Source organism: Actinosynnema sp. NPDC091369, from assembly GCF_044757065.1.
In the GTDB taxonomy this organism is placed as follows: domain Bacteria; phylum Actinomycetota; class Actinomycetes; order Mycobacteriales; family Pseudonocardiaceae; genus Actinosynnema.
Genome location: NZ_JBIVUG010000008.1, coordinates 147,706 through 174,186 on the forward strand (window position 1 = coordinate 147,706; position 26,481 = coordinate 174,186).

Annotated in this window: 18 protein-coding genes; 10 read left to right on the forward strand and 8 right to left on the reverse strand. The window is 73.0% G+C overall.

The features are described 5' to 3' along the window. Positions 1-157: 157 nt before the first annotated feature. Positions 158-1,840 carry a cholesterol oxidase substrate-binding domain-containing protein gene (locus tag ACIQMJ_RS28225; protein ID WP_499764028.1) on the forward strand — a complete coding sequence of 561 codons (1,683 nt, stop codon included), beginning with the start codon at positions 158-160 and terminating at the stop codon, positions 1,838-1,840. Positions 1,841-1,858: 18 nt separating this feature from the next. On the opposite strand, the gene ACIQMJ_RS28230 is transcribed toward ACIQMJ_RS28225, so the two are convergent. From ACIQMJ_RS28230 to ACIQMJ_RS28245, 4 genes are all read right to left on the reverse strand, one after another. Beyond that, positions 1,859-2,869 (reverse strand): HNH endonuclease signature motif containing protein, encoded by a 1,011-nt coding sequence (locus ACIQMJ_RS28230; protein WP_499764029.1) that lies wholly within the window; start codon positions 2,867-2,869, stop codon positions 1,859-1,861. Between the two features lie 86 nt (positions 2,870-2,955). Continuing rightward, complete coding sequence (locus ACIQMJ_RS28235; protein WP_499764030.1) at positions 2,956-5,046, reverse strand: xanthine dehydrogenase family protein molybdopterin-binding subunit; 2,091 nt, start codon at positions 5,044-5,046, stop codon at positions 2,956-2,958. Then, on the reverse strand, positions 5,043-6,032 hold the full coding sequence (locus tag ACIQMJ_RS28240; protein WP_499764031.1) for an FAD binding domain-containing protein: 990 nt from the start codon (positions 6,030-6,032) through the stop codon (positions 5,043-5,045). The genes ACIQMJ_RS28235 and ACIQMJ_RS28240 overlap by 4 nt, the downstream gene beginning before the upstream one ends. Continuing rightward, positions 6,029-6,532 (reverse strand): 2Fe-2S iron-sulfur cluster-binding protein, encoded by a 504-nt coding sequence (locus ACIQMJ_RS28245; RefSeq protein WP_499764032.1) that lies wholly within the window; start codon positions 6,530-6,532, stop codon positions 6,029-6,031. Before ACIQMJ_RS28245 ends, ACIQMJ_RS28240 begins: the two co-directional genes overlap by 4 nt. Positions 6,533-6,737: 205 nt before the next feature. On the opposite strand from ACIQMJ_RS28245, the gene ACIQMJ_RS28250 reads away from it, so the two are divergent. After that, entirely contained in the window at positions 6,738-9,047 is a 2,310-nt protein-coding gene (locus ACIQMJ_RS28250; RefSeq protein ID WP_499764033.1) for a glycoside hydrolase family 95 protein, read from the forward strand. An 84-nt stretch (positions 9,048-9,131) separates the two neighbouring features. On the opposite strand, the gene ACIQMJ_RS28255 is transcribed toward ACIQMJ_RS28250, so the two are convergent. Then, positions 9,132-10,994, reverse strand: a complete 1,863-nt coding sequence (locus tag ACIQMJ_RS28255) for a rhamnogalacturonan lyase (RefSeq protein ID WP_499764034.1) — start codon at positions 10,992-10,994, stop codon at positions 9,132-9,134. A gap of 238 nt (positions 10,995-11,232) precedes the next feature. On the opposite strand from ACIQMJ_RS28255, the gene ACIQMJ_RS28260 reads away from it, so the two are divergent. Genes ACIQMJ_RS28260 through ACIQMJ_RS28280 form a run of 5 tightly spaced genes read left to right on the forward strand, consistent with a single transcriptional unit; the run spans position 11,233 to position 17,831 of the window. Then, positions 11,233-12,723, forward strand: coding sequence for a sugar ABC transporter ATP-binding protein (locus tag ACIQMJ_RS28260; RefSeq protein WP_499764035.1), 1,491 nt, complete (start codon positions 11,233-11,235; stop codon positions 12,721-12,723). Then, positions 12,720-13,718, forward strand: coding sequence for an ABC transporter permease (locus ACIQMJ_RS28265; protein ID WP_499764036.1), 999 nt, complete (start codon positions 12,720-12,722; stop codon positions 13,716-13,718). Before ACIQMJ_RS28260 ends, ACIQMJ_RS28265 begins: the two co-directional genes overlap by 4 nt. After that, entirely contained in the window at positions 13,711-14,673 is a 963-nt protein-coding gene (locus ACIQMJ_RS28270; protein WP_499764037.1) for an ABC transporter permease, read from the forward strand. Before ACIQMJ_RS28265 ends, ACIQMJ_RS28270 begins: the two co-directional genes overlap by 8 nt. Before the next feature lie 12 nt (positions 14,674-14,685). Beyond that, on the forward strand, positions 14,686-15,762 hold the full coding sequence (gene rhaS / locus ACIQMJ_RS28275) for a rhamnose ABC transporter substrate-binding protein (RefSeq protein WP_499764038.1): 1,077 nt from the start codon (positions 14,686-14,688) through the stop codon (positions 15,760-15,762). A 50-nt stretch (positions 15,763-15,812) separates the two neighbouring features. After that, positions 15,813-17,831: a hypothetical protein gene (locus tag ACIQMJ_RS28280; protein ID WP_499764039.1), complete on the forward strand. Its 2,019-nt coding sequence runs from the start codon at positions 15,813-15,815 to the stop codon at positions 17,829-17,831. Here the strand turns inward: ACIQMJ_RS28280 and ACIQMJ_RS28285 are convergent. Beyond that, on the reverse strand, positions 17,828-18,145 hold the full coding sequence (locus ACIQMJ_RS28285; protein ID WP_499764040.1) for a hypothetical protein: 318 nt from the start codon (positions 18,143-18,145) through the stop codon (positions 17,828-17,830). The two genes, ACIQMJ_RS28280 and ACIQMJ_RS28285, sit on opposite strands and share 4 nt — an antisense overlap. Positions 18,146-18,400: 255 nt before the next feature. Between ACIQMJ_RS28285 and ACIQMJ_RS28290 the strand changes: the two genes are divergently transcribed. Next, positions 18,401-18,913 (forward strand): hypothetical protein, encoded by a 513-nt coding sequence (locus ACIQMJ_RS28290; RefSeq protein WP_499764041.1) that lies wholly within the window; start codon positions 18,401-18,403, stop codon positions 18,911-18,913. 13 nt (positions 18,914-18,926) lie between these two features. Then, positions 18,927-19,355 carry a hypothetical protein gene (locus ACIQMJ_RS28295; RefSeq protein WP_499764042.1) on the forward strand — a complete coding sequence of 143 codons (429 nt, stop codon included), beginning with the start codon at positions 18,927-18,929 and terminating at the stop codon, positions 19,353-19,355. A 61-nt stretch (positions 19,356-19,416) separates the two neighbouring features. Here ACIQMJ_RS28295 and ACIQMJ_RS28300 read toward each other — a convergent pair whose 3' ends face one another. Together ACIQMJ_RS28300 and ACIQMJ_RS28305 are read right to left on the reverse strand one after the other, a co-directional pair. Beyond that, positions 19,417-21,498 (reverse strand): cellulase family glycosylhydrolase, encoded by a 2,082-nt coding sequence (locus ACIQMJ_RS28300; protein ID WP_499764043.1) that lies wholly within the window; start codon positions 21,496-21,498, stop codon positions 19,417-19,419. A gap of 346 nt (positions 21,499-21,844) precedes the next feature. After that, positions 21,845-25,063 carry a glycoside hydrolase family 3 C-terminal domain-containing protein gene (locus ACIQMJ_RS28305; RefSeq protein ID WP_499764044.1) on the reverse strand — a complete coding sequence of 1,073 codons (3,219 nt, stop codon included), beginning with the start codon at positions 25,061-25,063 and terminating at the stop codon, positions 21,845-21,847. Positions 25,064-25,208: 145 nt separating this feature from the next. Here ACIQMJ_RS28305 and ACIQMJ_RS28310 point away from each other — a divergent pair, with 145 nt between their 5' ends. Then, positions 25,209-26,474, forward strand: coding sequence for an RICIN domain-containing protein (locus tag ACIQMJ_RS28310; RefSeq protein ID WP_499764045.1), 1,266 nt, complete (start codon positions 25,209-25,211; stop codon positions 26,472-26,474). Positions 26,475-26,481 lie beyond the last annotated feature (7 nt).

Below are 26,481 nucleotides of genomic sequence, written 5' to 3' on the forward strand. Positions count from 1 at the left end.
GCTTGCCCGACGACCCGTGCCGACTTCGTGCTTGCCCGACCGCAGCGACCTCGTGCTTGCCCGACCCGCGCCGACCCGGACGCTCCGGCTGCGCTGTTCGGCCCAACCTCGCGCCGCCGGCGCGCGATGCCGCGCGAGGTCGACTTAGGGTCGGGTCATGAGCCCCGCCTTCTCCCGCCGCGGCTTCCTCGGAGCCGCCGCCTGGTTACCCGTCGGCGCGCTCCTGCCGGGGCAGGTGTCGGCCGACCCGCCGCCCTCGTTCCCGGCGGGGATCGAGCTGTACCGGCAGACCTACCGGAACTGGGCGGGGGAGATCCGCACCGACGAGCTGTGGACGTGCGCGCCCCGCACCCCGGCCGACGTGGTGCTCCTCGCGAACTGGGCGCACGGCCAGGGGTTCGCGTTGCGGCCGCAGGGTTTCCGGCACGGCTGGGCACCGCTCACCGTCACCGCGGGCACCACCGGCGCGGACCGCGTCGTGCTGGTCGACACCACCAAGCACCTCAAGGCGATGACCGTGCTGCCCGGCGCGGTGCGGACGCAGACCGGCGCGTCGATGGACGACCTGCTGGCGTTCCTGGAGGACGCGGGCCTCGGCGTGACCAACACCCCCGCGCCGGGTGACCTGACCGTCGGCGGCGTGCTGGCGATCAACGGGCACGGCACGTCCGTCCCCGCGGTGGGGGAGGCGCGGGTGCCGGGCCACACCTACGGCTCGCTGAGCAACCTGATCGTCTCGCTGACCGCCGTCGTGTGGGACGGCGGCGAGTACCGGTTGCGCACGTTCGGGCGCGACGAGCCCGAGTGCGCCGCGCTGCTGACCCACGTGGGCCGCGCGTTCGTGACCGAGGTGACCCTGCGGGTCGGCGCGAACCAGAACCTGCGCTGCGTCAGCCGGGTCGACATCCCGACCGGTGAGCTGTTCGCGCCGCCGGGCAGCGGCGCGACCCGCACGTTCGCGAGCTTCCTCGACCAGGCGGGCCGGGTCGAGGCGATCTGGTTCGCGTTCACCGACCGCCCGTGGCTCAAGACGTGGAGCGTCGCGCCGACCAAGCCGCCCACCTCGCGGCACGTCGTCACGCCGTACAACTACGTGTTCTCCGACAACGTGCCCAAGGCGGTATCCGACCTCGCCGACCTGCTCATCACCGGCGCGTGGGCGCTCACCCCGACGTTCGGGCAGTTGCAGTACACGACCGCGGCCACCGGGCTGACCGCCACGCTCACCACCGACCTGTGGGGCGCGTCGAAGAACCTCCTGCTCTACGTCAAGCCGACCACCCTGCGCGAGACGGCGAACGGGTACGCGGTGCTGACCAGCCGCGCCGAGGTGCAGCGCGTGGTCAGCGACTTCGCCGCGTTCTACGAGGACCTGCTGCTGGCCTACAAGGACCGGGGGCTGTTCCCGGTGACCGGCCAGGTGGAGATCCGCGTCGGCGGCCTGGACGACCCGGCGCACGTCGGCGTGCCCGGCGCCCAGACCCCCGCGCTGTCGGCCGTGCGGCCGCGCGAGGACCACCCCGAGTGGGACGTGGCGGTGTGGTTCGACGTGCTGACCTTCCCGACCGCCCCCGGCGCGGCGGCGTTCTACCGCGAGCTGGAGCAGTTCTTCTTCACCCGGTACGCGGGCTCCTACGCGTTCACGCGGGCCGAGTGGTCCAAGGGCTGGGCCTACACCGACCAGGCCGCCTGGGCCGACCACACCGTGCTCACCTCCACCGTGCCCGACACCTACCGCCAGGGCCCGAACCCGACCTGGGACGCCGCGCGCGCCACCCTGAACGCCTTCGACCCGCACCGGGTGTTCAGCAACCCGTTCCTCGACGTGCTGCTGCCCTGACGCGCTCGGCGCAACGGCTCACGTGCCCGGGTCGGGCGTCGTCGGGGGCTCGGCCGTGATCACGCCTGCCTTGATCGCCACCATGTACCGGTAGGCCAACGCCAGCTGCGTCGGCGTCATGGTCGACGCCAACTCCGCGATCGCCCGGGTAGGGGAGGACCCACCGGTCTGTCGGCTCGACGCCACTTCCTCGGCGATGTCCTCGTCGGTCCTGCGGTCCGCGTTGCGCATGGAGTTGCACCTGGCGCAGACCGGACGCAGGTTGTCCAGGTCGTTGTAGATGAGGCGGATCTCGTGCCTGTTCCTCGGCTTCACGTATCCGTCGAAGTCCGATTCCACCACCTTCGACCACGGTGTCCTGTGGTCCGCGGTGAGGTAGTGCGCAGTGGCGTACTGCCCGCAGGCGCCGCACCTGTGGAGCGTCGCGTCCTGCTCGGTCGAGTGCCGGTTCGGCACCTCCTCCAGGATTTTCTCCATCGTGCCGTCGAAGAGCCTCTTCACCTCGTCGGCCGCATCCTGCCGTTCCGCCGCGGTGAGGAGCTGGACGAGGGACGGGTTGGTGGCCCTTGGGACCACCTCGATCGTGCGTGGCCTCTTCCCCTCGGGGACGGCTGCCGCCCAGATGTCGTCGACGACATCGGCGGGCGCGTTCGACCTGGGCGGGATCGGGGGTGCGGTGACGGTGGTCGTGGTCGTGGTCGTGGTCGTCACGGTGGCAGGAGCAGGAGGTTGGAGTCTCGGCCGCTTCGGGGCCGGGCCGGGTGTCGGTGCGGTCGCGGGTGTCGGTGTCGGGGTTGGCGTCGGCCACGCGGGCGCCTGCTGTCCCGACGGGACCGGTGGCACTGACGAGAAGGGTGAGGAGGGCGCGAAAGGTATGCCCTGTCGGTCACGTTCGGCTTCGGCCTGCCACTTCCGCCTCATCCGCTGGACGACGAGGGTGACGGCCTGGTTCCCCGCGGCCTGTTGCAGGCCGAGCAGGCCGACTGCGGGAGGGCAGCGGACGGGGTTGTCCTCGTGGTGGCCGTCCACGGGTTCCTGGTGTTCGCGCATCACCCCATCGTGGCCCTGGATCGACGGCCTGGGCGGGAAGTCGACCCGAGTGGGTGATGGCGGGGTCAGGGTGGGCCGAGGAAGTGGTCCAGTGTCAGCGGCAGGTCGCGGACGCGGAGGCCGGTCGCGTGGTGGGCCGCGTTGGCGATGGCGGCGGCGGTGCCGACGATGCCGATCTCGCCGACGCCCTTGGTGCCCATGGGGTTGGTGTGCGGGTCGTGCTCCTCGACCCAGTGCGCCTCGACGTGCGGCACGTCGGCGTTCGTGGCGATGTGGTACTCGGCGAAGTCGTGGTTGACGACGTGCCCGAACCGCTCGTCCAGGACGCTGTGCTCGTGCAGCGCCATGGACAACCCCATGGTCATGCCGCCGACGAGCTGCGACCGGGCCAGGCGCGGGTTCACCACCCGGCCGACCGCGAACACGCCGAGCAGCCGGGGCACCCGCACCTCGCCGGTGTCCTCGTGCACCCGGACCTCCGCGAACTGGGCGCCGAACGCGTGCATCGCGTACGTCCCGCTCGCGGGGTTCTCCGGCATCGCCGCACGGACCTCGGCGCCCTCCGCGGGGTCGTCGCCGAACTCCTCGCGGAACGCCTCCGCCGCGGCCACCACGGTCGAACCCCACGACGTGGTGCCGGACGACCCGCCCGCCACCGAGGCCGGGGGCAGCGCGGTGTCGCCGATCCTCAGCTCCACGTCGCCGAAGTCCACGCCCAGCGCGTCGGCCGCGATCTGCGCCAGGGACGTCCACGCCCCGGTGCCGAGGTCGGCCGCGCCGATCCGCACCAGGTAGCGGCCCGGTCCGGTGCAGCGGATCGTGGCGGACGAACCCGGCATCCGGCCCACCGGGTAGGTCGACGCCGCCACACCCGTGCCGACGAGCCACCCGTCCTCCGCACGGCCGCGCGGCGTCGGGTCGCGATCCGCCCAGCCGAAGCGGCGGGCGCCCTCGCGCAGGCACGCGACCAGGTTGCGGCTGGAGAACGGCTTGCCCGACTCCGGCTCCACGTCCGGCTCGTTGCGGACGCGGAACTCCACCGGGTCGATGCCGCACGCGTGCGCGAGCTCGTCCACCGCCACCTCGGGCCCGAACATGCCGGGGCACTCGCCGGGCGCGCGCATCCACGCCGGGACCGGGACGTCCAACGCGGCCAGCCGGTGGGTCGTGCGGCGGTTCGGCGCGGCGTACATCATCCGGGTGGGCAGGCACGTCTGCTCGGCGAACTCCTTGACGCGGGAGGTCTGGGACACCGCGTCGAGGGCGACCGCGGCCAGCCGCCCGTCCGCGTCGCACCCCAGGCGGACCCGTTGGACGGTCGGCGTGCGGTAGCCGACCAGGGAGAACATCTGCTGCCGGGTGAGCGCGAGCTTGACCGGCGTGCCCGGCACCTCCCGCGCGGCCATCGCGGCGATGATCGAATGCACGTGCGGGGTGCCTTTGGAGCCGAAGCCGCCGCCGACGTGCGGGCAGATCACGTGCACGCGTTCCGGTGCGAGACCGAGGACTTCCGCCACCGCCGCGCGCGTGGTGTGCACGCCCTGCGTCGACTCGTAGAGCACCAGGTCCCCGTCGAGCCACAGAGCCGTGGTGGTGTGCGGCTCCATCGGGTTGTTGTTGTACCAGGCGGTGGTGTAAGTCTGGTCGAGCGTGAACGGCGAGTGCGCCAGACCCGTGCCCAGGTCCCCTTGCGTGGTGTCGGTCTCCGCGCCCCCGTTGACCTTCTCCGGCGCGTACAGGTCGCCGCGGTTGGCGCTCAGGTGCACGTCGTGCGGCCGTCGGTCGATCGTCACGCGGACCAGTGCCGCCGCCTGCCGTGCGGTTTCCCGGGTGCGTGCGACGACCGCCGCGACGACCTGGCCGCGGAACGCCACGCCGTGCGACTGGAACGCGGCCAGCTCGGCGTCCTCCGTGGACGCCAGGCGCGGCGCGTTGTCGGGTGTCAGCACGGTCAGCACGCCGTCCAACGCCCGCGCCGCCCTGGTGTCCACTTCGGACAACCCGCCTCGGGCGACCTCGGCTTGCACCAGGTGCACGTGTGCGGGGTCCACCACGTGCTGGTCGCCCGCGTACCGCGCGGTCCCGGTCACCTTGGCCGGACCGTCGACCCGACGTGGCGACCGGCCGAGCACGCGTGGCCGCCGCAGGCCCGTCATCGTTCCTCCCGGCTCAGCTCGCGCAACGCCGACACCACCAGGTTGCGGGTCAGCGGCCCCTTGAAACCGTTGCCCCCCAACGGCGCCGCGCCCGCCAGCTCCGCGTCGACCGCCCGCCCGAACACCTCGTCGCCTGCCCGTTGGCCGAGCAGGACGTCCTCCGCCCGCCGCGCGCGCCACGGCTTGTGCGCCACACCGCCCAACGCGATCCGCACGTCCCGCACGACACCGCCCTCGACCCGCAGCACGGCCGCGACGGACACCAGCGCGAACGCGAACGACGCCCGGTCGCGCACCTTCCGGTAGTGGGAGCGCGCACCCGGCGGCGGCGGGGGCAGGTCCACCGACGTGATCAGCTCGCCGGGGGACAGCACCGTGTCGCGGTGCGGCTCGTCGCCGGGCAACCGGTGCAGCTCGACCAGCGGGATCACCCGCCGTCCGCTCGGGCCCAGCACGGCCACCTGCGCGTCCAGCGCCGCCATCGCCACCGCCATGTCCGACGGGTGCGTGGCCACGCAGTGGGCGGAGGCGCCCAGGATCGCGTGGTGCCGCGTGTAGCCGCCGATCGCCGAGCACCCCGTGCCGGGTTCGCGCTTGTTGCACGGTGTGGACCGGTCCCGGAAGTACACGCACCGGGTCCGTTGCAGCAGGTTGCCGCCGGTGGTGGCGAGGTTGCGGATCTGCCCCGACGCGCCCGACAGCAGCGCCCGCGCCAGCACCGGGTAGTCCCGCCGGACCGCGGGGTGCGCGGCAAGGTCGGCGTTGCGCACGGTCGCCCCGATCCGCAGGCCGCCGTCCGGCAGCCCGTCCACGGTGTCCAGCGGCAGCCGGGTGATGTCGACCAGGACTTCGGGTGCGGCGAGGCCGAGCTTCATGTGGTCGACCAGGTTGGTGCCGCCCGCGAGGAACGCGACACCCGCCAACCCGGTCGCGGCGGCCACGGCGGCTTCGGGGTCGGGTGCGCGCCGGTAGTCGAACGGCATCACCGCGCACCGTCCCGCACCGCGGCCACGATGGCGACGTACGCGCCGCACCGGCACAGGTTCCCGCTCATCCGCTCGCGGATCTCGTCGTCGGTCAGCTCCACCGGCCCGGTCAGGTCTTCGGTGACCGCGCTCGGGTGCCCGGCCGCCACCTCGTCCAGCACGCCGATCGCCGAGCAGACCTGCCCCGGCGTGCAGAAACCGCACTGCAAGGCGTCCCGTTCGAGGAACGCCTCCTGCACCGGGTGCAACCGCTCGCCGTCCGCGAGCCCTTCGGCGGTCGTGACGTCCGCCCCGTCGTGCGCCACGGCGGGCGTGAGGCAGCTGATCACGCGCCGGCCGTCCAGCAGGACCGTGCAGGCGCCGCACTGGCCGTGGTCGCAGCCCTTCTTGGGCGCGGTGGCCCCGACCCCGTCCCGGAGCGCGTCCAACAGCGTCGTCCTGGTGTCCACCCGCAACCGCTTCCGCCGCCCGTCCACGCGCAGCTCGATCCCAGCGTCCACGGCCCGGCTCCTCCGACTCGGCGTCCCCCTGGGCTTCCCGGGCTCCGGCGGGCCAACCCGCGATCCACCGAACGGTTCAGTCCTCCGATGTATGTGGGGTGATGGCCGGTCATTAGGCAAAAGTCGAGCGTCGGGCTACCGATACTTCGGATGTATTGTTACCGTCAGGAACGGCATGCCGAAGCGCGGACGAAGGGGAGGCCGGGTGGACCAGCGGACGCTCACGCTCTGGTACGACGGGCCGGCGACCGACTGGGAGACCGGGTCGCTGCCCATCGGCAACGGCGCGCTCGGCGGCGGTGTGTTCGGCGGGGTGGCGCGGGAGCGCGTCCAGCTCAACGAGAAGACGTTGTGGACCGGCGGGCCCGGCTCCGCGGAGGGCTACGACTCCGGCAACTGGACCAGCCCCCGGCCCCGTGCGCTCCACGAGGTGCGGGAGCTGGTCGAACGGGATCACCGGGTGTCGCCGGACACCGTCGCGGCGGCGTTGGGGCAGCCGCGACGGGGGTTCGGGGCGCACCAGCCGTTCGGCGAGCTGGTCCTGGCGCTCACCGACCCGCCCGCCGAGGTCGCGGACTACCGGCGGGCCCTCGACCTGTCCCGCGCGGTCGCCTCGGTGACGTACCGGGCGGACGGCGTGCGGTACACCAGGGAGTACTTCGCCAGTGCCGCCGACGGGGTGATCGTCGCCCGGCTGTCCGCCGACCACCCCGGCCGGATCGGCTTCACCGCCTCGATCACCGCGCCGGACAACCGCTCGCAACACTTCACCGCGAATCGCGGACGTGCGGTTTTCACCGGAGCTCTGCACGACAACGGGATGCGCTTCGAATCGCAGCTCCACTTGCTCCACCACGGGGGCACGTGCACCGACAACCCCGACGGCACCGTCACCGTGGCCGACGCCGACAGCGCGGTCCTGGTGTTCGCCGCGGGCACCGACTACGCCCCGGACCACCCGACCTACCGCGGTCCGGACCCGCACGAGCGCGTCCGGCGAACCGTCGACGCCGCCTCGGCGAAGGGCTGGCAGGCGCTGCTCGACGCCCACCTGCGCGACCACCGCGCGTTGTTCGACCGCGTGCGGCTCGACCTCGGGCAACAACCGGTCGACGTGCCCACCGACGAGCTGCTGCGCGGTTACGCCACCGCGCCCGCCCCGGCCCGCCGGGCGCTGGAAGCCCTCTACTTCCAGTACGGCCGCTACCTGCTGATCGCCTCGTCCCGCCCCGGCACCCTGCCCGCCAACCTGCAAGGCGTCTGGAACAACTCGGTCACGCCGCCGTGGAGCGGCGACTACCACGTCAACATCAACCTCCAGATGAACTACTGGCCCGCCGAGACGACCAACCTCGCCGAGACCGCCGGGCCGCTGTTCGACTTCGTGGACGCGCTGCGCGAACCGGGCGCCGTCACGGCCCGCGAGCTGCACGGCAGCCGCGGCTGGGTCGTCAACAACGAGACCAACCCGTTCGGCTTCACCGGCGTGCACGACTGGCCCACCGCGTTCTGGTTCCCCGAAGCCGGCGCGTGGCTCGCGCACCACTACGTCGAGCACTACCTGTTCACCAAGGACGAGCGGTTCCTGCGCGAACGGGCCTATCCCGTGCTGAAGGAGCTCGCCCGGTTCTGGCTCGACGGGCTGGCGGTCGACCCGCGTGACGGCACGCTCGTCGTCACGCCCTCCTACTCGCCCGAGCACGGCGACTTCTCCGCGGGCGCGGCCATGTCGCAGCAGATCGTCCGCCAGTTGTTCGCCCACGTCGTCTCCACCGCCGACGACGTGGGCGACGCCGCGTTCGGCGCCGAGGTTCGCGAGGCGCTGGACCGCCTCGACCCCGGCACGCGGATCGGCTCCTGGGGCCAGCTCCAGGAGTGGAAGGAGGACCGGGACGACCCGGCGAACACCCACCGGCACGTGTCGCACCTGTTCGCCCTGTTCCCCGGCAACGCGATCAGCCCGCGCACGACACCGGACCTCGCCGCCGCCGCGAAGACCTCGCTCACCGCGCGCGGCGACGGCGGCACCGGGTGGAGCAAGGCTTGGAAGATCAACTTCTGGGCGCGGCTCCACGACGGCGACCACGCGCACCGGATGCTGGCCGAGCAGCTCGTCGGCAGCACCCTGCCGAACCTGTGGGACACCCACCCGCCGTTCCAGATCGACGGCAACTTCGGCGCGACCGCCGGCGTGGCGGAAATGCTGTTGCAGAGCCAGGACGGCGTGGTGCACGTGCTGCCCGCGCTGCCGGCGGAGTGGCCGGACGGCTCGTACACCGGGCTGCGGGCCCGCGGTGACGTCACGGTCGACGCGCGGTGGTCCGACGGCACGCCCCGCGAGATCACCCTGGCCACCGGCCGGGACGGCACCCTCACCGTCCGCGGCACCCTGTTCGGCGGCGACTTCCGGCTCGTCGACACCCGGACCGGAAAGCCGGTGCCACACCGCCGCGACGGCGATTCCACCACCTTCACCGCCCGCGCCGGCCACCGCTACACGGCCACGGCCGACTGAGCACCTGCTGCCTGGCGCGCGCCGAGGTGCGACGACGCCCCGCCGGGTCCGGCCCGAGTGCCGGACCCGGCGGGACGAGCACGCCTAGCCGATGCGGAAGCTCGGGTGCGGCGGCTGGTTGTAGGCGGTGTTCTGCCAGGCCACGGCGACCCGGTACTGGCGGTCCTGCATCAGGGACGGGCGGGAGATGCTCGTCGAGTCGGTGGTCGCGTAGATGCGCAGCTTGGTGTTGTCCGACGTGCGCCAGATGACCTCCTCGCGCCAGTCGCCGAGGATGTCGGCCGACAGCGCGGGGGTGGACTTGGTGCCGTTGTTGGACGCCACGCCCGACCCGGTCAGCAGCCGCGTGTCGCCGCTGGTGCCGTACTTGTCGATGGTCGTGCCGTTGAGCAGCTCGCGCTGCGCGTCACCGTCCCACCAGATCACGAAGTTCGCCGACGACGGCAGCCGGCCCACGCTGTTGCCCGAGGCGTTGAGCAGGTTCGACGGCGCGCCACCGCCGGTCGCCCAGAACTCCGCGCCCGCGTTGCCCGCGTAGATGTCCGCGGCCACACCGCGACCCGGCCCCTCGCCGCCCGTGTTGTTGGGCTTGGAGAAGATGATCGCGCCGGTCCGGGCGTCGTGCAGCTCGAACCCGGTGGTGCCGCTCTCGTGGATGTCGAAGACCTCCAGGCCCGCCCGGCTCGGCACGAAGTCGCTCACGTGCAGCGCGTCGCCGTGCCCGAGCCGCGTGGTGTACAGGCCCGCGCCGTTGTCGTCCACGGTCATCGCGCCGTAGATGATCTCGTCCCGGCCGTCGGCGTCGACGTCGGCGACGGACAGGTTGTGGTTGCCCTGGCCCGCCCACGCCGAGCCGTTGGTGGAGCTGTTGCTGTCGAACGTCCACCGCCGGGTCAACTGCCCGTTGCGCCAGTCCCACGCGCTGATCACGGACCGCGTGTAGTAGCCGCGCGCCATGATGATGCTCGGCCGCGACCCGTCCACGTACGCCGTGCCGGCCAGGAACCGGTCGACCCGGTTGCCGTAGGAATCGCCCCAGCTGGACACGGTCCCGCGCGGCGGCACGTAGTCCGCGCTCGCGAGCACCGCGCCGTCGCTGCCCCGGAACACCGTCAGGTACTCCGGCCCGGTCAGGACGTAGCCCGACGAGTTGCGGTGGTCGGCGCTCGCGTTGCCGATCACCTGGCCCGTGCCCGACCTGGTGCCGTCCGCGGTCTTCACGACCACCTCGGCCCGGCCGTCGCCGTCGTAGTCGAACACCTGGAACTGCGTGTAGTGCGCGCCGGCGCGGATGTTGCGGCCCAGGTCGATCCGCCACAACCGGGTGCCGTCGAGCCGGTAGGCGTCGAGGAAGACGTTGCCCGTGTAGCCGGACTGCGAGTTGTCCTTGGCGTTGGTCGGGTCCCACTTCAGCACGATCTCGTACTGGCCGTCACCGTCGAGGTCGCCGACGCTCGCGTCGTTCGCGGTGTAGGTGTAGTCCTCCCCGGACGGCGTGCGACCGCCGGCCGGGATTTGCAGCGGCACGTCCCGCGTGCTCGCCGCGGTGCCGACGTCACCCGACGTCGCGGTGAACCGCAGCGACCGGTCCTCGGCCGCCGCGGACACCTGCTCGACGCCGCCGACGACCGGCCGGACGACGTACTCGGCGCTCGACGGCGCGCCCTCGTCGACGTAGTTGGACGAGCCCGAGATCGGGGCCGGGTTGACCTTCACCCCGCCGCGGTAGAGGTTGAAGGCGGTGCCCGGCGCGTCCTCGGCCAGGACCCGCCAGCTGACGTAGTTGCCGCCACCGGTGTGCACCGCGACCAGGCCGCGGTTGAGGCGCTCCACCTGCGGGCTGGGCGCCGACGACGCGGCCGGGGCCGTCATGGCGGCCGACGTCGTCACCGACGCCGCCGCGAGCACGATCGCGGCCAGGCCGCGACCCAGGGTTCTTGCGCGCACGCTACCTCCACATGTGCGAGAACGACGTTGTTGTCGAACACGTTCGGCGGCGAAACTCACGATCAGCCGCGACTCTGCGTGACGGCCTGGATGGGGACCGTACACAGGCCGGGTCCCGGGGCGCAATGGTCTGAAACGTATCAGCCGTACCGGGTGCCTTGACGGGTCCCAGTGACCTGGATAACGTCGCCGACGTGGAATGAAACGTTTCACGACGCCTCGGGAGAGCGAGGTCCGCGTGCGCCCACTGCTGGAACTCCGCGACGTCGCCAAGTCGTTCCAGGCGGTCCGGGCGCTGCGGGGCGTCTCGCTGTCCCTGCACGCGGGCGAGGTGCACGCGCTGGCCGGCGAGAACGGCGCCGGGAAGTCGACCGTGGTGCGGATCATCGGCGGCGAGCACCGGCCGGACGCGGGCGAGGTGCTGCTCGACGGCGAGCCGGTGCGGTTCTCCTCGCCGCGCGACGCCCGGCAGCGCGGCGTCGCGGTCATCCACCAGGAACCCGTCCAGTTCCCCGATCTCAGCGCCGCCGAGAACGTGTTCATGGGCAGGCAGCCGCTGCGCCGCGGCCGGCGGATCGACCGGCGGGAGCTGCGCCGCCGCACGGCGGAGCTGTTCGACCGCCTCGGCGTCCCGCTCGACCCGGACCGGCCGACCAGGGGCCTGTCGATCGCCGACCAGCAGATCATCGAGATCGCCAAGGCGCTGTCGGCCGACGCGCGGGTGATCGTGATGGACGAGCCGACCGCCGCGCTGTCCGCGGTCGAGGCCGAACGGCTGTTCCGGGTGGCGCGCGGCCTGGCCGAGCGCGGCGCGGCGCTGCTGTTCATCTCGCACCGGCTGGAGGAGATGTACCGGCTGTGCGACCGCGTCACGGTGCTGCGCGACGGCGCGCCGGTGTCGACCGACCCGATGGCGGAGGTGCCGCGCGACGCGCTGGTGCGGCGCATGGTCGGCCGCGAGGTCGAGCAGTTGTTCCCGGAGCGGCGCACGGAGATCGGCGAGCCGCGCCTGGTAGTCGAGGGCCTGACGCGCACCGGGGTGTTCCACGACGTCTCGTTCACCGTGCGGCGCGGGGAGATCGTCGGCCTGGCCGGGCTGATCGGCTCCGGCCGCACGGAGGTGGCGCGGGCGGTGTTCGGGGTGGACCGGCCCGACGCGGGCACGGTGTCGGTGGACGGCGTCGGGCTGCCCGCGGGCGACCCTCGTGCGGCCATCGACCGCGGTGTGGCGCTCGTGCCGGAGGACCGCCGCGAGCAGGGCCTGGTGCTGGAGCTGTCGATCGAGCGCAACGCGAGCCTCGCCCGGCTGCGGGAGGTCTCGCCCGGCTGGATCACGCGCCGCTCGCGGGAACGGGCGCTGGCGGCGCGGTGGGCCCGGCGGCTGTCGGTGAAGGCCGCCCGCCTCGCCGACCCGGCGGCCACGCTGTCCGGCGGCAACCAGCAGAAGGTCGTGCTGGGCAAGTGGTTGGCCACCGAGCCGTCCGTGCTGATCGTGGACGAGCCGACCCGGGGCATCGACATCGGCACGAAGGTCGAGGTGCACGCCCTGCTGTCCGACCTGGCCGGGCAAGGGCTGGCCGTGCTGCTGATCTCCTCCGAGCTGCCCGAGGTGCTGGGCATGGCCGACCGGGTGCTGGTGGTGCACGAGGGCCGGATCACCGCGGAACTGGCGGGGGTCGACGCCACCGAGGAGGCCGTGATGCGGGCGGCGACGGGGAGCACGGCATGAGGCTGCGCGCGCTGCTGTCCGGCCGCGAGGTGGGCGTCGTGGTCGCGCTCGTCGTCGTGGTCGCGGTGACCGCGGCCGTGCGGCCCGCGTTCCTCGACGCGCAGGGCCTGCACGACCTGTTCCTCAACGCCTCCGTCATCGCGCTGCTGGCGATCGGGCAGGCGCTGCTGGTGATCACCCGCAACATCGACCTGTCGGTGGGCTCGGTGATGGGGCTGACCGCGTTCCTGTCGGGTCAGGTGTACCTGGCCGACGCGAGCGCGCCGGTCGCGCTGGTGCTGGCGGCGGGCATGGTGCTGGGCGCGGTGTGCGGCGCGGTGAACGGGGCGCTGGTCGCGGTGGCGAAGGTGCCCGCGCTGGTCGTCACGCTCGGCACGCTGTACGTGTTCCGGGGTCTGGACTACGGCTGGGCCGGTGCCACGGGCGTGCGGCAGGTCAACGCCGACCGGATGGCGCCGGAGTTCCTGGCGTTCGGCAGCGGCGCCGTGCTCGGCATCCCGAACCTCACGCTGATCGCGCTGGCGGCGCTGCTGGTGACGGGGTACGCGCTGCACAACTGGCGGTCCGGCCGCGAGCTGTACGCGATCGGGTCGAACCCGGAGGCCGCGCGGCTGGCGGGCATCCCGGCGGGCCGGCGGGTGTTCACCGCGTTCGTCGTGTCGGGTGCGCTGGTCGGGTTGGCGGGCGTGCTGCACGCGGCGTACTTCGGCACCGTCAACGCCTCCGTCGGCACCGGCCGCGAGCTGGCGGTGGTGGCCGCGGTCGTGGTGGGCGGCGTGGCGATCTTCGGTGGCAGCGGGTCGGTCCTGGGCGCGGTGCTCGGCGCGTTGCTGCTGACCACGATCACCGGCGCGCTGCCGGTCCTGGGCGTGCCCGCGTTCTGGCAGCGCGCGGTCGACGGGGCCGCGCTGCTGCTGGCCATCTCGCTGGACCGGGCCGTGATGGCGCGCCTGGCCGCCCGACTGCGCCGGGAGAGGAACCACAGCCGTGCGTGAGAAGGTGGTGCGCTGGGAAGCGGTGCTGCTCCTGCTGTGCGGTGCGGTGTTCGTGTTCGGCGCCTCCGGCACGCCCGGCTTCGCCGACGCGGGCAACGTCGGCTTCCTGCTCCAGGACTTCTCCGAGGTGGCGCTGCTGGCGATGGCGCTGCTGCCGATCGTGCTCACCGGGGAGATCGACCTGTCGGTGGCGTCGGTCCTGGGCTTCTGCTCGGCGTTGACCGGCGTGCTGTGGGACGCGGGCGTGCCGTTCGAGACGATCGTGCCGCTCGTGCTGGTCGCGGGCGCGGTGCTGGGATCGGTCAACGCGACGTTGGTCGTGGGGTTCGGGTTGCCCGCGCTCGCCGTCACCATCGGCACGCTGGGCCTGTACCGGGGGCTGGCCTACGGCGTGCTCGGCGACGGCGCGGTGACCGGGTTCCCGGAGAACTACCGCCCTTTCGCCACGGACCTGGTCCCCGGCACGTTCCTGCCCTACGCGATGATCCCGGTGCTCGTGGTCGGGGTCCTGGCCGCGGTGGTCGTGCACCACACGCCGGTCGGCCGCTCGCTGTACGCCATCGGCCTGGGCGAGCAGACCGCGCGGTTCTCCGGCATCCGGGTGCGCCGCGTCAAGTTCGCGCTGTTCGTCGTGTCGGGGCTGCTGTGCGCGGTGGCGTCGCTGATCTACACGTTGCGGTACAACAGCGCCCGCGCCGACAACGCCAACGGCCTGGAGCTGATCGCGGTCACGGCCGTGCTGCTCGGCGGGGTGTCGATCTTCGGCGGGCGGGGGACCGTGCTGGGGGTGGCGAGCGCGTTGCTGCTCATGGCCGGGCTGCGCAACGTGCTGTTCCTCAACGACGTGACCAACGAGGTGCAGAACGTCGTCAACGGCCTGCTGCTGATCGTGTCCGTGCTCGTGCCGGTGGCCGCCAACACGCTGCGGGGACGACGTCGCCCGCGGCTCGGATGAGGAGGACCGACGATGATCCGTTCCGCGTCAGCGACGAGAGCGGCCGGCGCCCTGCTCGCGCTCCTGCTGGTCGGCGCGTGCGGCGGCACGACCAAGGATTCCACGGCCGGCACGACCGCGGGCGGCGCGACCGGGACGGGGAGGACGGCCGATCCGAACGCGCCGATCAAGGAGGGGCTGAAGGTCGCGTTCCTGCCCAAGGAGGTCGACAACCCGTACGAGATCATCATGGACAGGGGCGGCATCGAGGCGGTCACCGAGCTGAAGGGCGAGGGCAAGGAGGTCGGCCCGTCGGACGCCTCCGCGTCGTCCCAGGTGTCCTACATCAACACGCTCGTGCAGCAGCGGCAGGACGCGATCGTGATCGCGGCGAACGACCCGAACGCCGTCGCGCCCGCGTTGAAGGACGCCATGGCCAAGGGCATCGCCGTGGTGACGGTCGACTCGGACGCCGCGCCCGACGCGCGGCAGGTGTTCGTGAACCAGGCGGACTCCGAGGAGATCGGGCGGTCGCAGATCCGGTTGATCTCGGCTCAGGTCGGCGGGCAGGGCAAGATCGCCATCCTGTCCGCGACGCCGAACGCCACCAACCAGAACACGTGGATCGGGTTCATGGAGGACGAGCTCGCCAAGCCCGAGCACAAGGGGCTGGAGCTGGTGAAGGTGGTGTACGGGGACGACGACGACCAGAAGTCGTTCCAGGAGACGCAGGCGCTGCTCCAGTCCATCCCGGACCTCAAGGGGATAGTGTCGCCGACGACGGTCGGCATCTCCGCCGCCGCGCGGTACCTGTCGTCGTCGCCCTACAAGGGCAAGGTGGCGTTGACCGGCCTCGGCACGCCGAACCAGATGCGGCAGTTCGTCAAGGACGGCACGGTGACCGAGTTCGCGCTGTGGGACCCGGGTCAGCTCGGCTACCTGGCCGGTCAGGCCGCCGCCGCGCTCGCGTCCGGCCGGATCACCGGTGCGGCGGGGGAGAGGTTCGACGCGGGCAAGCTGGGCGAGCGGACCATCGGCGGGAACGGCGAGGTCGTCCTCGGCCCGCCCACGACGTTCAACGCGGGCAACATCGACGACTTCGACTTCTGACCGCCACCGGACGGGGTCGGCCGACCTCTTCGGTTGGCTAACCTCGCCGGGTGGATCTCCCCGCTTCGCTGGACGACGTCGACTGGGGCTCGCTGACGCACGCGTACGGTCCGGCGACCGACGTACCGGACCTGCTGCGCGGCCTGGTGTCCGACGACCCGGCGGTGCGGGAGTCGGCCTTGGACGGCGTCTACGGGGCCGTGCACCACCAGGGAGCGGTCTTCGACAGCACCGTCGCCGCGCTCCCGTTCCTGCTGGAGGTGGCGGGGCGCGCCGACCTGCCCGGGCGGGCCGAGGTGGTGGAGCTGCTGGCGAGCCTCGGTGAGGAGGACGGCGAGCCGGGGCAGGGCAAGCGCATGGCCGTGGACGCGGTCCAGGCCGCGTTCCCGGTGTTCGCGAGCCTGGTGCACGACCCGGAGCCGGCTGTCCGGGCCGCCGCGTGCGCGGCGCTGGCGGTGTGCCGCCCTGACGCCGCGCGGGCGGTCGGGGCACTGGGCGAGCGGCTGCCGGTCGAGACCGACGCCGACGTGCGGGGCGCGATCGTGGTCGCGCTCGGCACGATCGGCGCTCGTCGGTGGCTCGGGGACGAGGTCGCGTCACGCCTGTTCGGGCTGCTCACCGGGGTGGCCGTCGGGCACGCAGACCCGGCGGTGCGCCTGGCCGCGCTGGCGGAGCTGGCCGAGTTCGCCCCCGACGCGCTGCCCGACGACGTCACGGCCGTCGCGCTGGAGGGGTTCGACCGGCTCTACGCCGAGGGCGGCCCGACCGCCGGACCCGCAGGCTTCGCCACGCCCACGCTGGTCGGCGGGCTCCGCGAGCACGCCGAGCAGGAAGCGGCCGGTCGGCGCGCACCCCGCGCGTACCGCCTGCTGGCGACGCTCACGGGCCGGCTCGGTGACCGGGTCGAGGACCGCGCCCGGTTGCTCGTCGGGCTGCTGGGGTCGGCCGGCTGGGAACCGCGGCTCGACGCCGTCCGGGTCGCGGAGCCCCTGATCCAGCACTGGCGCGGTGACCACGGGGAACTGGTCCGGTTGATCGGGGACCAGCTCCTGGCCCCGCCACCACGCCTGCCTCCGGCCGCCGCGACCGCGCTGCGCCACCTCGGCCCGGTCGCCGCGCCCGCCGCCGACGCGCTCGCGGGCAGCCTCGACGCCGCACCGCGGGAAGCGCCGCACACCGCCGTGACCGGACCGCCGGCCTGGGTCACGACCTGGCCCTCCGGCTCGTCCACGACCGGGCCGACGGTGCGCGCGCTGGCCGGGTTGCGCGACCCGCGTGCGGTGGAGCCGGTGGGGTGGGCGCTCGACCGCCGGGAACCACCCACCGACATCGGTCACGTCTTGCGCGCCCTCGGCCCGCTCGGCGCCGGGTTCGTGCCGCTCGTGCGGAGTCGACTGCGCGACCGGTGGACCCCCGACTCCGCGCACGCCGGCCTGGTGCTCGCGCTGGGCGGGCTGGGGGAGGCGGCGGCGCCCGCCGTGCCGGACGTCGTGCGGCACCTTCCCGAGCACGCGGCGTTGCGAGCCCTGCGGGCACTCGGCGCGCTCGCCGCACCGGCCGTGCCCGCGTTGCGCGACCTGCTCGGCCACCCGGAGCCGCGGATCGCGGTCGACGCCGCGGTCGCGCTGTGGTGGGTGGAGGGCGACGCGGACCGCGTGCTGCCGACGCTGCTGGCCCACCTCGACCGCGTCACCGCGCTGGAGGCGATCGCCGACCTCGGCCCGGCCGCCGCCGCGCACCTGCCCGCGCTGCGTGCCCTGCTGGACCGGCCGGACCCGGCCGGGTGGCGGGACCTGCACGTGGCACGGGCGCTGTGGCGGGCCGCGGGTGACAGCGAGGGCGCGTTGCCGCTGCTGACCTCGGCGTGGGGCAGCAACCCCCACGTGCGGGTCGAGGTCGCCCGCTTCCTGGCCGGGATGGGACGTGCGGCGGAACCCGCCGTGCCGCTGCTGCGCGAGGAACTGGCCAGGCCGAGGCGGCACACCGCCTCCGGCAGCGGGTGGAGCAGCGACCGGGTCGTGGTCGACGAAGAGCTGCTGCGGTGGTGCCGGGACGTGGTGGACGCCTAGGAGCCCCACTGCGAGAGGGCGACGAGGATCGCCACGAAGATCGCCACGACGACGCCGAAGCCGAACAGGCCCGCCAGGACCAGCCCGGTGCCGACCGAGTTCCACGGCGGTCGGGCGATCTTGAGCGCGCAGCCCAGGACGATCGCGCCGACCGCGATCCCGATGAACGCGTACGCGTACTCCCCACCGCGCCAGCCCGCGCCCGTGAAGGTCCCGGCCCGGTAGGCGGCCACCACCGCGCCCTGCAGCGCGACCGGCACCGCGAACGCCGCGAACGCCACCCCGGGCCGTTTCCGCCGCTCCACCTCGATCACCCGGCCAGTCTGGCCGACCGGTCCGGCCCGGCGCATGAGTAGCACTACGCGAACCGCGGATCGGAACCGTGCCGAGAAGGTGTATTTGCGGCGACCGCGAATAAGTGATGAAAACTCATGCGATTGCTTTTGTGGGTCGATCGGGTGACATTCGCCGGCGGTGGCTAACCCGCGCATCCCGGTGGCGATTCCGGTGTTGTGCGTCGGGAATCCGGGGCACCGATCGCCGGACTCGGCGCGACACGGGGGTGGGCCATGCCCGGACCGGAACTGCTGATCAACGGGAGCTTCGAGAAGGGCGGCCCGAAGGGGTTCTTCACCTCCACGGCGCTCGACCCGGCCACCGGGACGTCCGCGGCGAGCGCCTGGTACACCAAGGCCGCGGGCCACGGCTCGGTCCTGACGACGAGCCTGCTGCCGACGACGTACGAGATCGGCAACGCGGCCAACGCCCGCATGATCCACGTGGCGACGACCGCGCCGAACACCGGGCTGGTCCAGGTGTTCACGCCGGCGCAGCCGGTGGCGAGGGCGAAGTTCACCGTGCGCGTCTTCATCGTCCAGGGCAGCGTCGCGATCGGCGTCGGGAACGGCGGCAGCACCGGCGCCACGGCGTTCGGCGACGTCGTCGGCACCTGGCTGACGCTCACCGGGGGCGAGTCCACCAGCCCGGTGACCGAGATCGTCATCTATTCCGGCGCGGACCCGTTCGCCGATTTCTACGTCGACTTCGCCTCGGTCACCGAGAAGCTGGCCGGCGAACACTGATGAGGAGGAATTCGTGGCCTGGATCGACGACCTCGACCAATTGCGGACCTGGCTCGAACAACCGGGCGTGGACCGGATAGCGCGCGTTCGGCTCATGGTGCTCGCCGCCACCGGCCTCGGCTACTACGCCGAGGGCGAGGCCGACGTCAGCGGCGGCTCGATCACCGGGCAGCTGACCCGGACCCGGAACTCGGACCGGTGGGACCCCTACCCGAACGACGGGTGGCCCGACTCGTACCCCTTCGACCCGAAGGGCGTGGACAAGATCACGCTGACCGTCTCCCTGTCCACCGGGGCCGTCACCGTCGGCGGCACGACGTTCCCGCAGCCGGCGTCGCTCGCCGGGGCGTCCCTCGTGACGGCCTCGGTCGTCGCGGGCGTCGGGGTGATGAGGCAGCTCTCCCTGTCCATGATCGGCCACGAGCAGGGCGACCCGAAGTAGCCGCGCGGACCGGCGGCCCGGAGCGGGGTGCTCCGGGCCGCCGGCGGTCGGGCGGGACCTGTCAGGCGGTGGTGCCGGTGACCGACGTGCCGGACTTGGTGACGTAGTAGGTCACCTTGGCGCCGCTCCAGTAGTGGAACGTGAGCGTCACCCGCGAGCCGTCCGTGACCTCGGCGAAGAACTCGGGCTTCAGCACGGTGGTGTTGGCGGTGTAGTCCGGCGCGAACGTGACGTCGAACTCCTTGAAGGAGGTCCAGTTGTGCGGGCCGGCGTTGCTGCCGTCCGCGTACTTGGCCTCCATCGTGGCCACCTGGTCGCCGCGGAACTGCGTCGGGACGGCGAACGACGCCGTCGTCCCGGTCGCGTTCGACAGCACCGGCGTGTCGTAGGTGACCAGGTTGATCCGCCACGGCACGCCCGCCGAGAACCGGGCCGACAGCGTCGCGTTCGTGCCGTACGCCCGCGACCCGCTCAGCCGGGTGATCGTCGCCGCCTTGATGGTCAGCTGGTCGCCGCTGACGGTGTAGTCGGTGCCGTTCACCAGGTCGGTGGTGCCGTGCCGCAGCCCGACGAACGACGTGCCGTTCAGGTTGAGCGTCAGCGCCTTGTCGGTCACCGCCGCGGACTTGGCGCTGAACACCTGGTCCGACGACGCCGTGCCGGACCGGGTCGTCCAGCTCGACTTGATCTGCGCGGTCAGCTCCGGGTCGCTCCACTGGAACGACGTGCGGCCGAAGTGCTGGCCGTTGTCCCACAGCATGGTGGTGATCTTCTTCGTGCGGGCGTAGTAGCCGAGGAACTCGAAGAACTTCAGCTTCTCGCCCTGCTGGATGGTGCCCGTGTGCCGGTCGAAGCCCAGCAGCCCGTACTCGCCGAGGATGACCGGGATGCCGCGCGCCACGAACGCGTTGGCCACGCGGTCGAACGAGTCGGTCAGGTCCTTCTGCACGGTGGCGTCGAACTTCGTCCCGCCCGCCACGTTCACGCTGAACGGCCAGTAGCCGTAGAAGTGGAACGTCGCGATCAGGTTCGGGTCCTTCAGCGAGGTGAAGGTGGCTACCAGTTCGTCCACCCGCGCCTGCTCCGACGACGTGTGCAGGGTCGGCAGCACCAGCAGGCGGGTGGCGTTGTTGCCGCCCGAGCCGCGCACGATCCGGTGGAACGACGTGTTCAGCTCGTGCAGCAGTTCGGCGTTCTGCGCGTCACCCGAGCTGTTGGCGAACTGCGGCTCGTTGACGCTCTCCAGCATGAGCTTCGGCGAGGCGTCCCGGAACGCGGCCGCGATCTGCGTCCACGCCGCGTTGTAGCGGGCCAGCACGTTCGTCCGGTCCGTCGGCATGGCGTTGATCCACTGCCACGAGTCGTGGTGGATGTTGATCATCACGTAGAAGCCGTCGGCCAGCGCCCAGCCCACGACCTCCTTCACCCGCGCCAGGTACGCCGCCTCGATGGTGTAGCCCGGCGCGCCGCCCTGGTGCGCGCTCCACGTCACCGGGATGCGGATGCTCTTGAAACCCTGCGCCCGGACGTTGTCCAGCAGCGCCTCGGTGATCCGCGGGTTGCCCCACGACGTCTCGTCGGCGCCGGTGGCGTCGAGCGAGTTGCCGAGGTTCCAGCCCGGCTGCATCTCCGCGACCCGCGCCATTGCGTCGCCCACCGGCGGGTTGGTGGTGGTGGTGGTCGTCGTGGTCGTGGTCGTCGTGGTGCTACCGGTGCAGGTGACACCGTTGAGCGCGAACGACGTGGGCGCGGTGTTCGAGCCCGTCCACGAGCCGTTGAAGCCGAACGAGACCGTGGCGCCGGTGGCGATGTTCGGGTTGTAGCCGACGTTGGTGGCGGTGACCTGGCTGCCGGACGACGTCACGGTGGCGTTCCACGCCTGGCTGACGGTCTGGCCGGACGGGAACGCCCACGTGAGCCGCCACCCGCCGGTGATCGGGTCACCCAGGTTGGTGATGGCGACGTTGCCGGTGAAGCCGCCCTGCCACTGGCTGGGCACCGAGTACGCCACCCGGCACCCCGCCGCGGCCTGGGCGTCGGTCACCGCGACAACACCCATGCCCGCGAGCAACGAGGCCATTCCGGTGGCCAGCAGGCCCACCCGCCAACGGATTTTTCTCAGCTTGTCGCGCATATCGGCCATGACGCTCCTCGTAATCGCACGCGGCAGCGGGAGGGGTGGGAACCGAACGTGCGCGGGCGGCGAGGCCGGCCGCAGTGGGAATCCAGATGCGCCGATCACCGCACGGCGCACCCGCGCGCCACGACCGTCGGACCGGGCGCGGCGGCGTGTTCCAGCGCTGCCTCGCATGATGTTGGCGGTAACGGATCGGTGACGCAAGGGTTTCGACGGTAATCGACTCGGCGCCGATCGCGGCCATTTCGGAATCGTCCGGGGAAGTCGACCGCATTCGACGGTGGACCCGTCCGTCATTCGACGGATCCGTCGAATGAATTCGACGACACCGGTTCGCGAAAGCGTCGCCCGGTCAGCGGCGGGGCAGCACCCAGGATTGCGCCGCGGTGCCGTTGCAGTCCCAGACCTGCAACCGGGTGAAGTCGTGCGGCACGCCGTCGCGGGCGTCCAGGCACCGGCCGGACCGGGGGTTGAGCAGCACGCCGCCGGGCTGGACCCGCCACTGCTGCGCGCCCGTGCCGTTGCAGTCCCACAGCTGCACCGGCGTGCCCGGGTCGGTCCACCCGTTGGTCACGTCCAGGCACTTGCCCACCACGCGCACCGACCCGTCCGCGTCCAGCTTGAAGTCCTGCGCGCCGGTGCCGTTGCAGCGGAACAGCCAGACGACCGTCCCGTTCGCCGTGCTCGCGCCGTCCACGTCGACGCACTGCCCGCCGATGCCGGTGATCCGGTCGGCCGGTCGCGGCGGCTGCCACGCCTGCTCGGCGCCGCCCGTGCACGGCGCGAGCCGCAGCGCGCCGGTGGACGGGTCCAGGCACCGGTCACCGGACCTGAGCGGCCCGCCGTCGGCCACCGACCACCGCCGGCCGCCGCAGTCGGCCAGCACGACCGCGTCCCCGGCGGGCGCGAGGCACCGGCCCATCGCCCGCACCTCGCCCTCCGGCGTCACCGTCCACCGCTGCGCGGCCGTGCCGTTGCAGGCCCACAGCTGCACGGGGGTGCCGGGCGCGTCGTTCGCGTCGGCCACGTCCAGGCACGACCCGGCGTGCACCACCCGGCCGGTGGCGCCGTCCGGTATCCGCTCGCCCTGCCGGGCCACGCTCCCGGTGAGCCGGACGTCCCGGGACGACGCGCCCACGCTGATCGCGTACGTCCCGGCCGGCACCCGGAACGACCGCTCGGCCGGGTCCCACACCGCGAACGACCGGTGGTCCAGCTCGACCGACACGCGGGTGGTCGCGCCGGCCGCCAGCGCGACCTTGGTGAAGCCGCGCATTTGCCGAGGCGGCTCGCCCGCGCCGTCCGGGTAGCCGACGTACACCTGCGGCACCGCCGAGCCCGCCCGGCCGCCGGTGTTGGTCACGTCGAACGACACGGTGACCGCCTGCCCGGACGGCGTCACGGCCAGGTCGGCGTAGCGGAACGAGGTGTAGGACAGGCCGTGCCCGAACGGGAACAGCGGCGCGGTGCCGGTGGCGTCGTACCAGCGGTAGCCGACCCGCAGGCCCTCCGAGTACCCGACCACGCCGCCCTCGCCGGGGTACTGCGCGGGCGAGGTGATCGGGGTGGCGTCGAGACCGGTCGGGAACGTCACCGGCAGCCGACCGCCCGGCTCCGCCGCGCCGAACAGGACGTCGGCCACCGCGTGCCCGCCCTGCTCGCCGGGGTACCAGGCTTGGAGCACGGTGTGCGCGGCGGGCAGCCACGGCATGGTCACCGGGCCGCCGGTCTCCAGCACCACGACCGCGTTCGGGTTGGCGGCGGTGACCGCGGCGACCAGCGCGTCCTGGTTGCCGGGCAGGTCGATCGACGGCCGGTCCGCGCCCTCGGTGCTGTCGTCGCCGACCATCACCACGGCGACGTCCGCGGCCCGCGCCGCGTCGACCGCCCGGCGCAGCTCCGGGTCGGCCTCGGCCGGGGTGTACCAGCCGAAGCGGAGCCCGGCATCGCCCGCGGCCTCGTAGTAGTCGACCTGGACCCGGTACCGGGTGCCGGCCTGGAGCGCGACGCGGGTCGACCGGGTCCGCGTGGCGTGGTCGCCCCAGTTGTCCACGGCGAGCGCGCCGTCGAGGAAGAGCCTGCTGCCGTCGTCGCTGGTGATCGCGAGGTCGTAGGCGCCGGTCGCGGGCACGGTCAGGGTGCCGGTGAAGCGGGCCGACCAGTGGTCGGGCGGCACGGCGGGCGCGGGCGCGCCGCCCGCCCAGTCGAAGTCGATCGAGGCGGGCGCGGCCGACGCCACCGGCGCCCCCGCCAGGTCGCGGTTGGCGTAGAAGTCCACGCGCAGGTCGGACAACGCCTCCGCCGGCACGGTGAACGGCGTCGGGCGCGACCCGGGCGTGTACGTCAGACCGGCGCCGACGCGGGCCCGCAGGCCGTCCAACGGCGTCACGGTGTGCTCCGGGTACGGCGTGACGTACGAGCTGCCCTTGCCGCCGGTGTGCGCGACGTCGGCGTACCAGCCGGACACGGCCACGGTCCGGCCGGTGGTCAACGGCAGCAGCGAGCGGTCGTCGCGCAGCAGCACCATGCCCGCCGCGGCGTGCCGGCGTGCGACCGCCGCGTGCGCGGCCGGGTCGACCACCGGGCGGGGATCGCCGTCCAGCAGCCCGGTGCGCATCATCAACCGCAGCACCCGGCGCACGTTGTCCTCGAACGCGGGCCGCGCCAGCGCGCCGGAGCGCACCGCGTCGGCCAGTCCCGCGTAGTGCGACGAGCCGCCGAACTCCTGGTCCAGGCCGGCCAGCGCGGACGGCACACCCGAGTGGGTGGCCGGGTAGTCCGAGCCGACCGCGCCGTCGAAACCCCACCGGTCCCGCAGCGCGTCGTTCAGCAGCGGGAAGCTCTCGCACGCCCAGGACCCGTTGACCTGGTTGTAGGCGCACATCGCCGACCAGACCCCGCCCCGGCGCACCGCCGTCTCGAACGCCGGGAGGTAGACCTCGCGCAGGGTGCGGTCGTCCACTCCGGACGACGTCCACAGCCTGCCCTCCTCCTGGTTGTTCGCGGCGACGTGCTTGACCTGGGCGGCGACCCGCTGCCCCTGCACGCCGGCGACGTAGCTCGCGGCGAGCTGCCCCGCGAGGTGCGGGTCCTCGCCGTAGGTCTCGAAATTCCGCCCGGCCTGCGGCACCCGGACGATGTTGACCATCGGCGAGTACAGCACCTGGTAGCCGCGCGCCTTGACCTCGCGACCGACCAGGCCACCCGCCTCGGCGGCCACCGCGCGGTCGAACGTGGCGGCCAGCGACACGGGCGCCGGCATCGCGGTGGCGGGCAGGCCGTCGCGGACGCCGGCGGGGCCGTCGGTGAGCCGCAGCGGCGGGATGCCGAGCCGCGGCACACCCGCGACGTACCCGACCGCGTGCTCGCCCGCGGGCGTGGTGATGCCGCGCAACAAGCGCGCCTGCTCGTCCAGGGTCAGCTGGGAGAGCAGGATCGTCACCCGCTGCTCCAGCGGCACGGCCGCGTCGCGCCAGGCGGGCTGCCGGGTGGCGGCACGCGGCGCGGCGCCCGTGCCGGACACCAGGACCAGGACCAGAACCGCCGCGGTACGACGAACCCACCACCGCATGACGCCCCCTCGCGCCGCTGCGACCCCGCCCGACGCCCGCGTGTTGCTGCCGATGCGCCCCGGATCCACGGTAGGGCACGGGATTCCTAACACCGACCGCCATTCGAACGACATCCACCACAGGACCAGAGACGGGGTGATGTCGGTGACCAGAGTGCTGAACGTCGTGGCGCACCACGACGACGACCTGCTTTTCCTGAGCCCGGACCTGATGGCGGACCTGCGCGACGGCGCGGTCGTCCGCACGGTGTTCCTCGTGGCGTCGGACTACCACACGTACCCGACGTACATGGAGCAACGCGAACTCGGCGTCCGGGAGGCGTACGCGCAGGCGGCGGGCCTGACCGGCACGCCGTGGCGGTCGTACGCGCACTCGGCCGGGAACCTCGCGGCCACGCTGTGGACGTTGGGCCCGCGGGTGTCGATCCTGGAGAACCGGTTGCCGGACAACGCCACCGCGCCGCCGAACCGGCTGTGGCTGCTGTACGCCCGCGACCAGCCGCTGACCGGCCGCCCGCTCGACCACGCGCCCGCCCGGACGACCGGCCGCGCGCAGCTCGTCGCCTACCTGCGCGCGGTGATCGCGGACTTCGCGCCGGACGTCGTCCGCACCACCGACCCGACCGCGGACCTGCACGGGCAGCACACCGCCGCCCGGCCGCTGGAGGACTTCTCCTTCCACCGCGACCACGTCGCCACGGCCCGGCTCGTGGGGACCGCGTTGCAGGACGTGCCGTCGAACCCGGAGGTCGTCCACTACCGCGACTACACGATCCGCGACGAGCCGGCGAACCTCGACGCGGCCGACGCGGCGTTCAAGCGGGCGGTGTTCCGGACGTACGCGGTGCGCGACGGCGACATCTGCCCGAACGGCCCGGTGGACTGCCCGCCCGCGGGCGGGTTCTACGACGGCCTGCTGAGCCGGCGGTACGTGGCCGGGCCGGCGTGGTTCGGCGACCTCGTCGTGCCGCTGCCGTCGGCGGCCCGGGGGCCGGTGATGGGCGGCCACCACACCGTGCGGAACCGGGCGAACGGACTGGAACTGGCCGTGCTGGACGCGTCGACGGCCGACGCCGCGCCGGTCATCGGCTGGCCGCACACCGGGACGCCGAACCAGCGGTGGCGGTTCGAGGCCAACCCGCAGGGGTGGGAGCTGGTCGCGAGCCACAGCGGCAAGGCGCTCGACCTGCCGGAGTCGAGCCTGGCCGACGGGACGCAGGCGATCCAGTTCGCGCGGTCGAGCGGGATCAACCAGACCCTGCGCGTGCGCGGCAACCCCACTGCGGGCTACCGGCTCGTGTTCGCGCACTCCGGCTTGGCCCTGTCCGTCACGGGCGCCGCCGGCGCACCGGTCGTGCAGCGCCCGGTCGGCCCGTCCCCCGACCAGGTGTGGGACCTCGACCCGGCCTGAGAACACC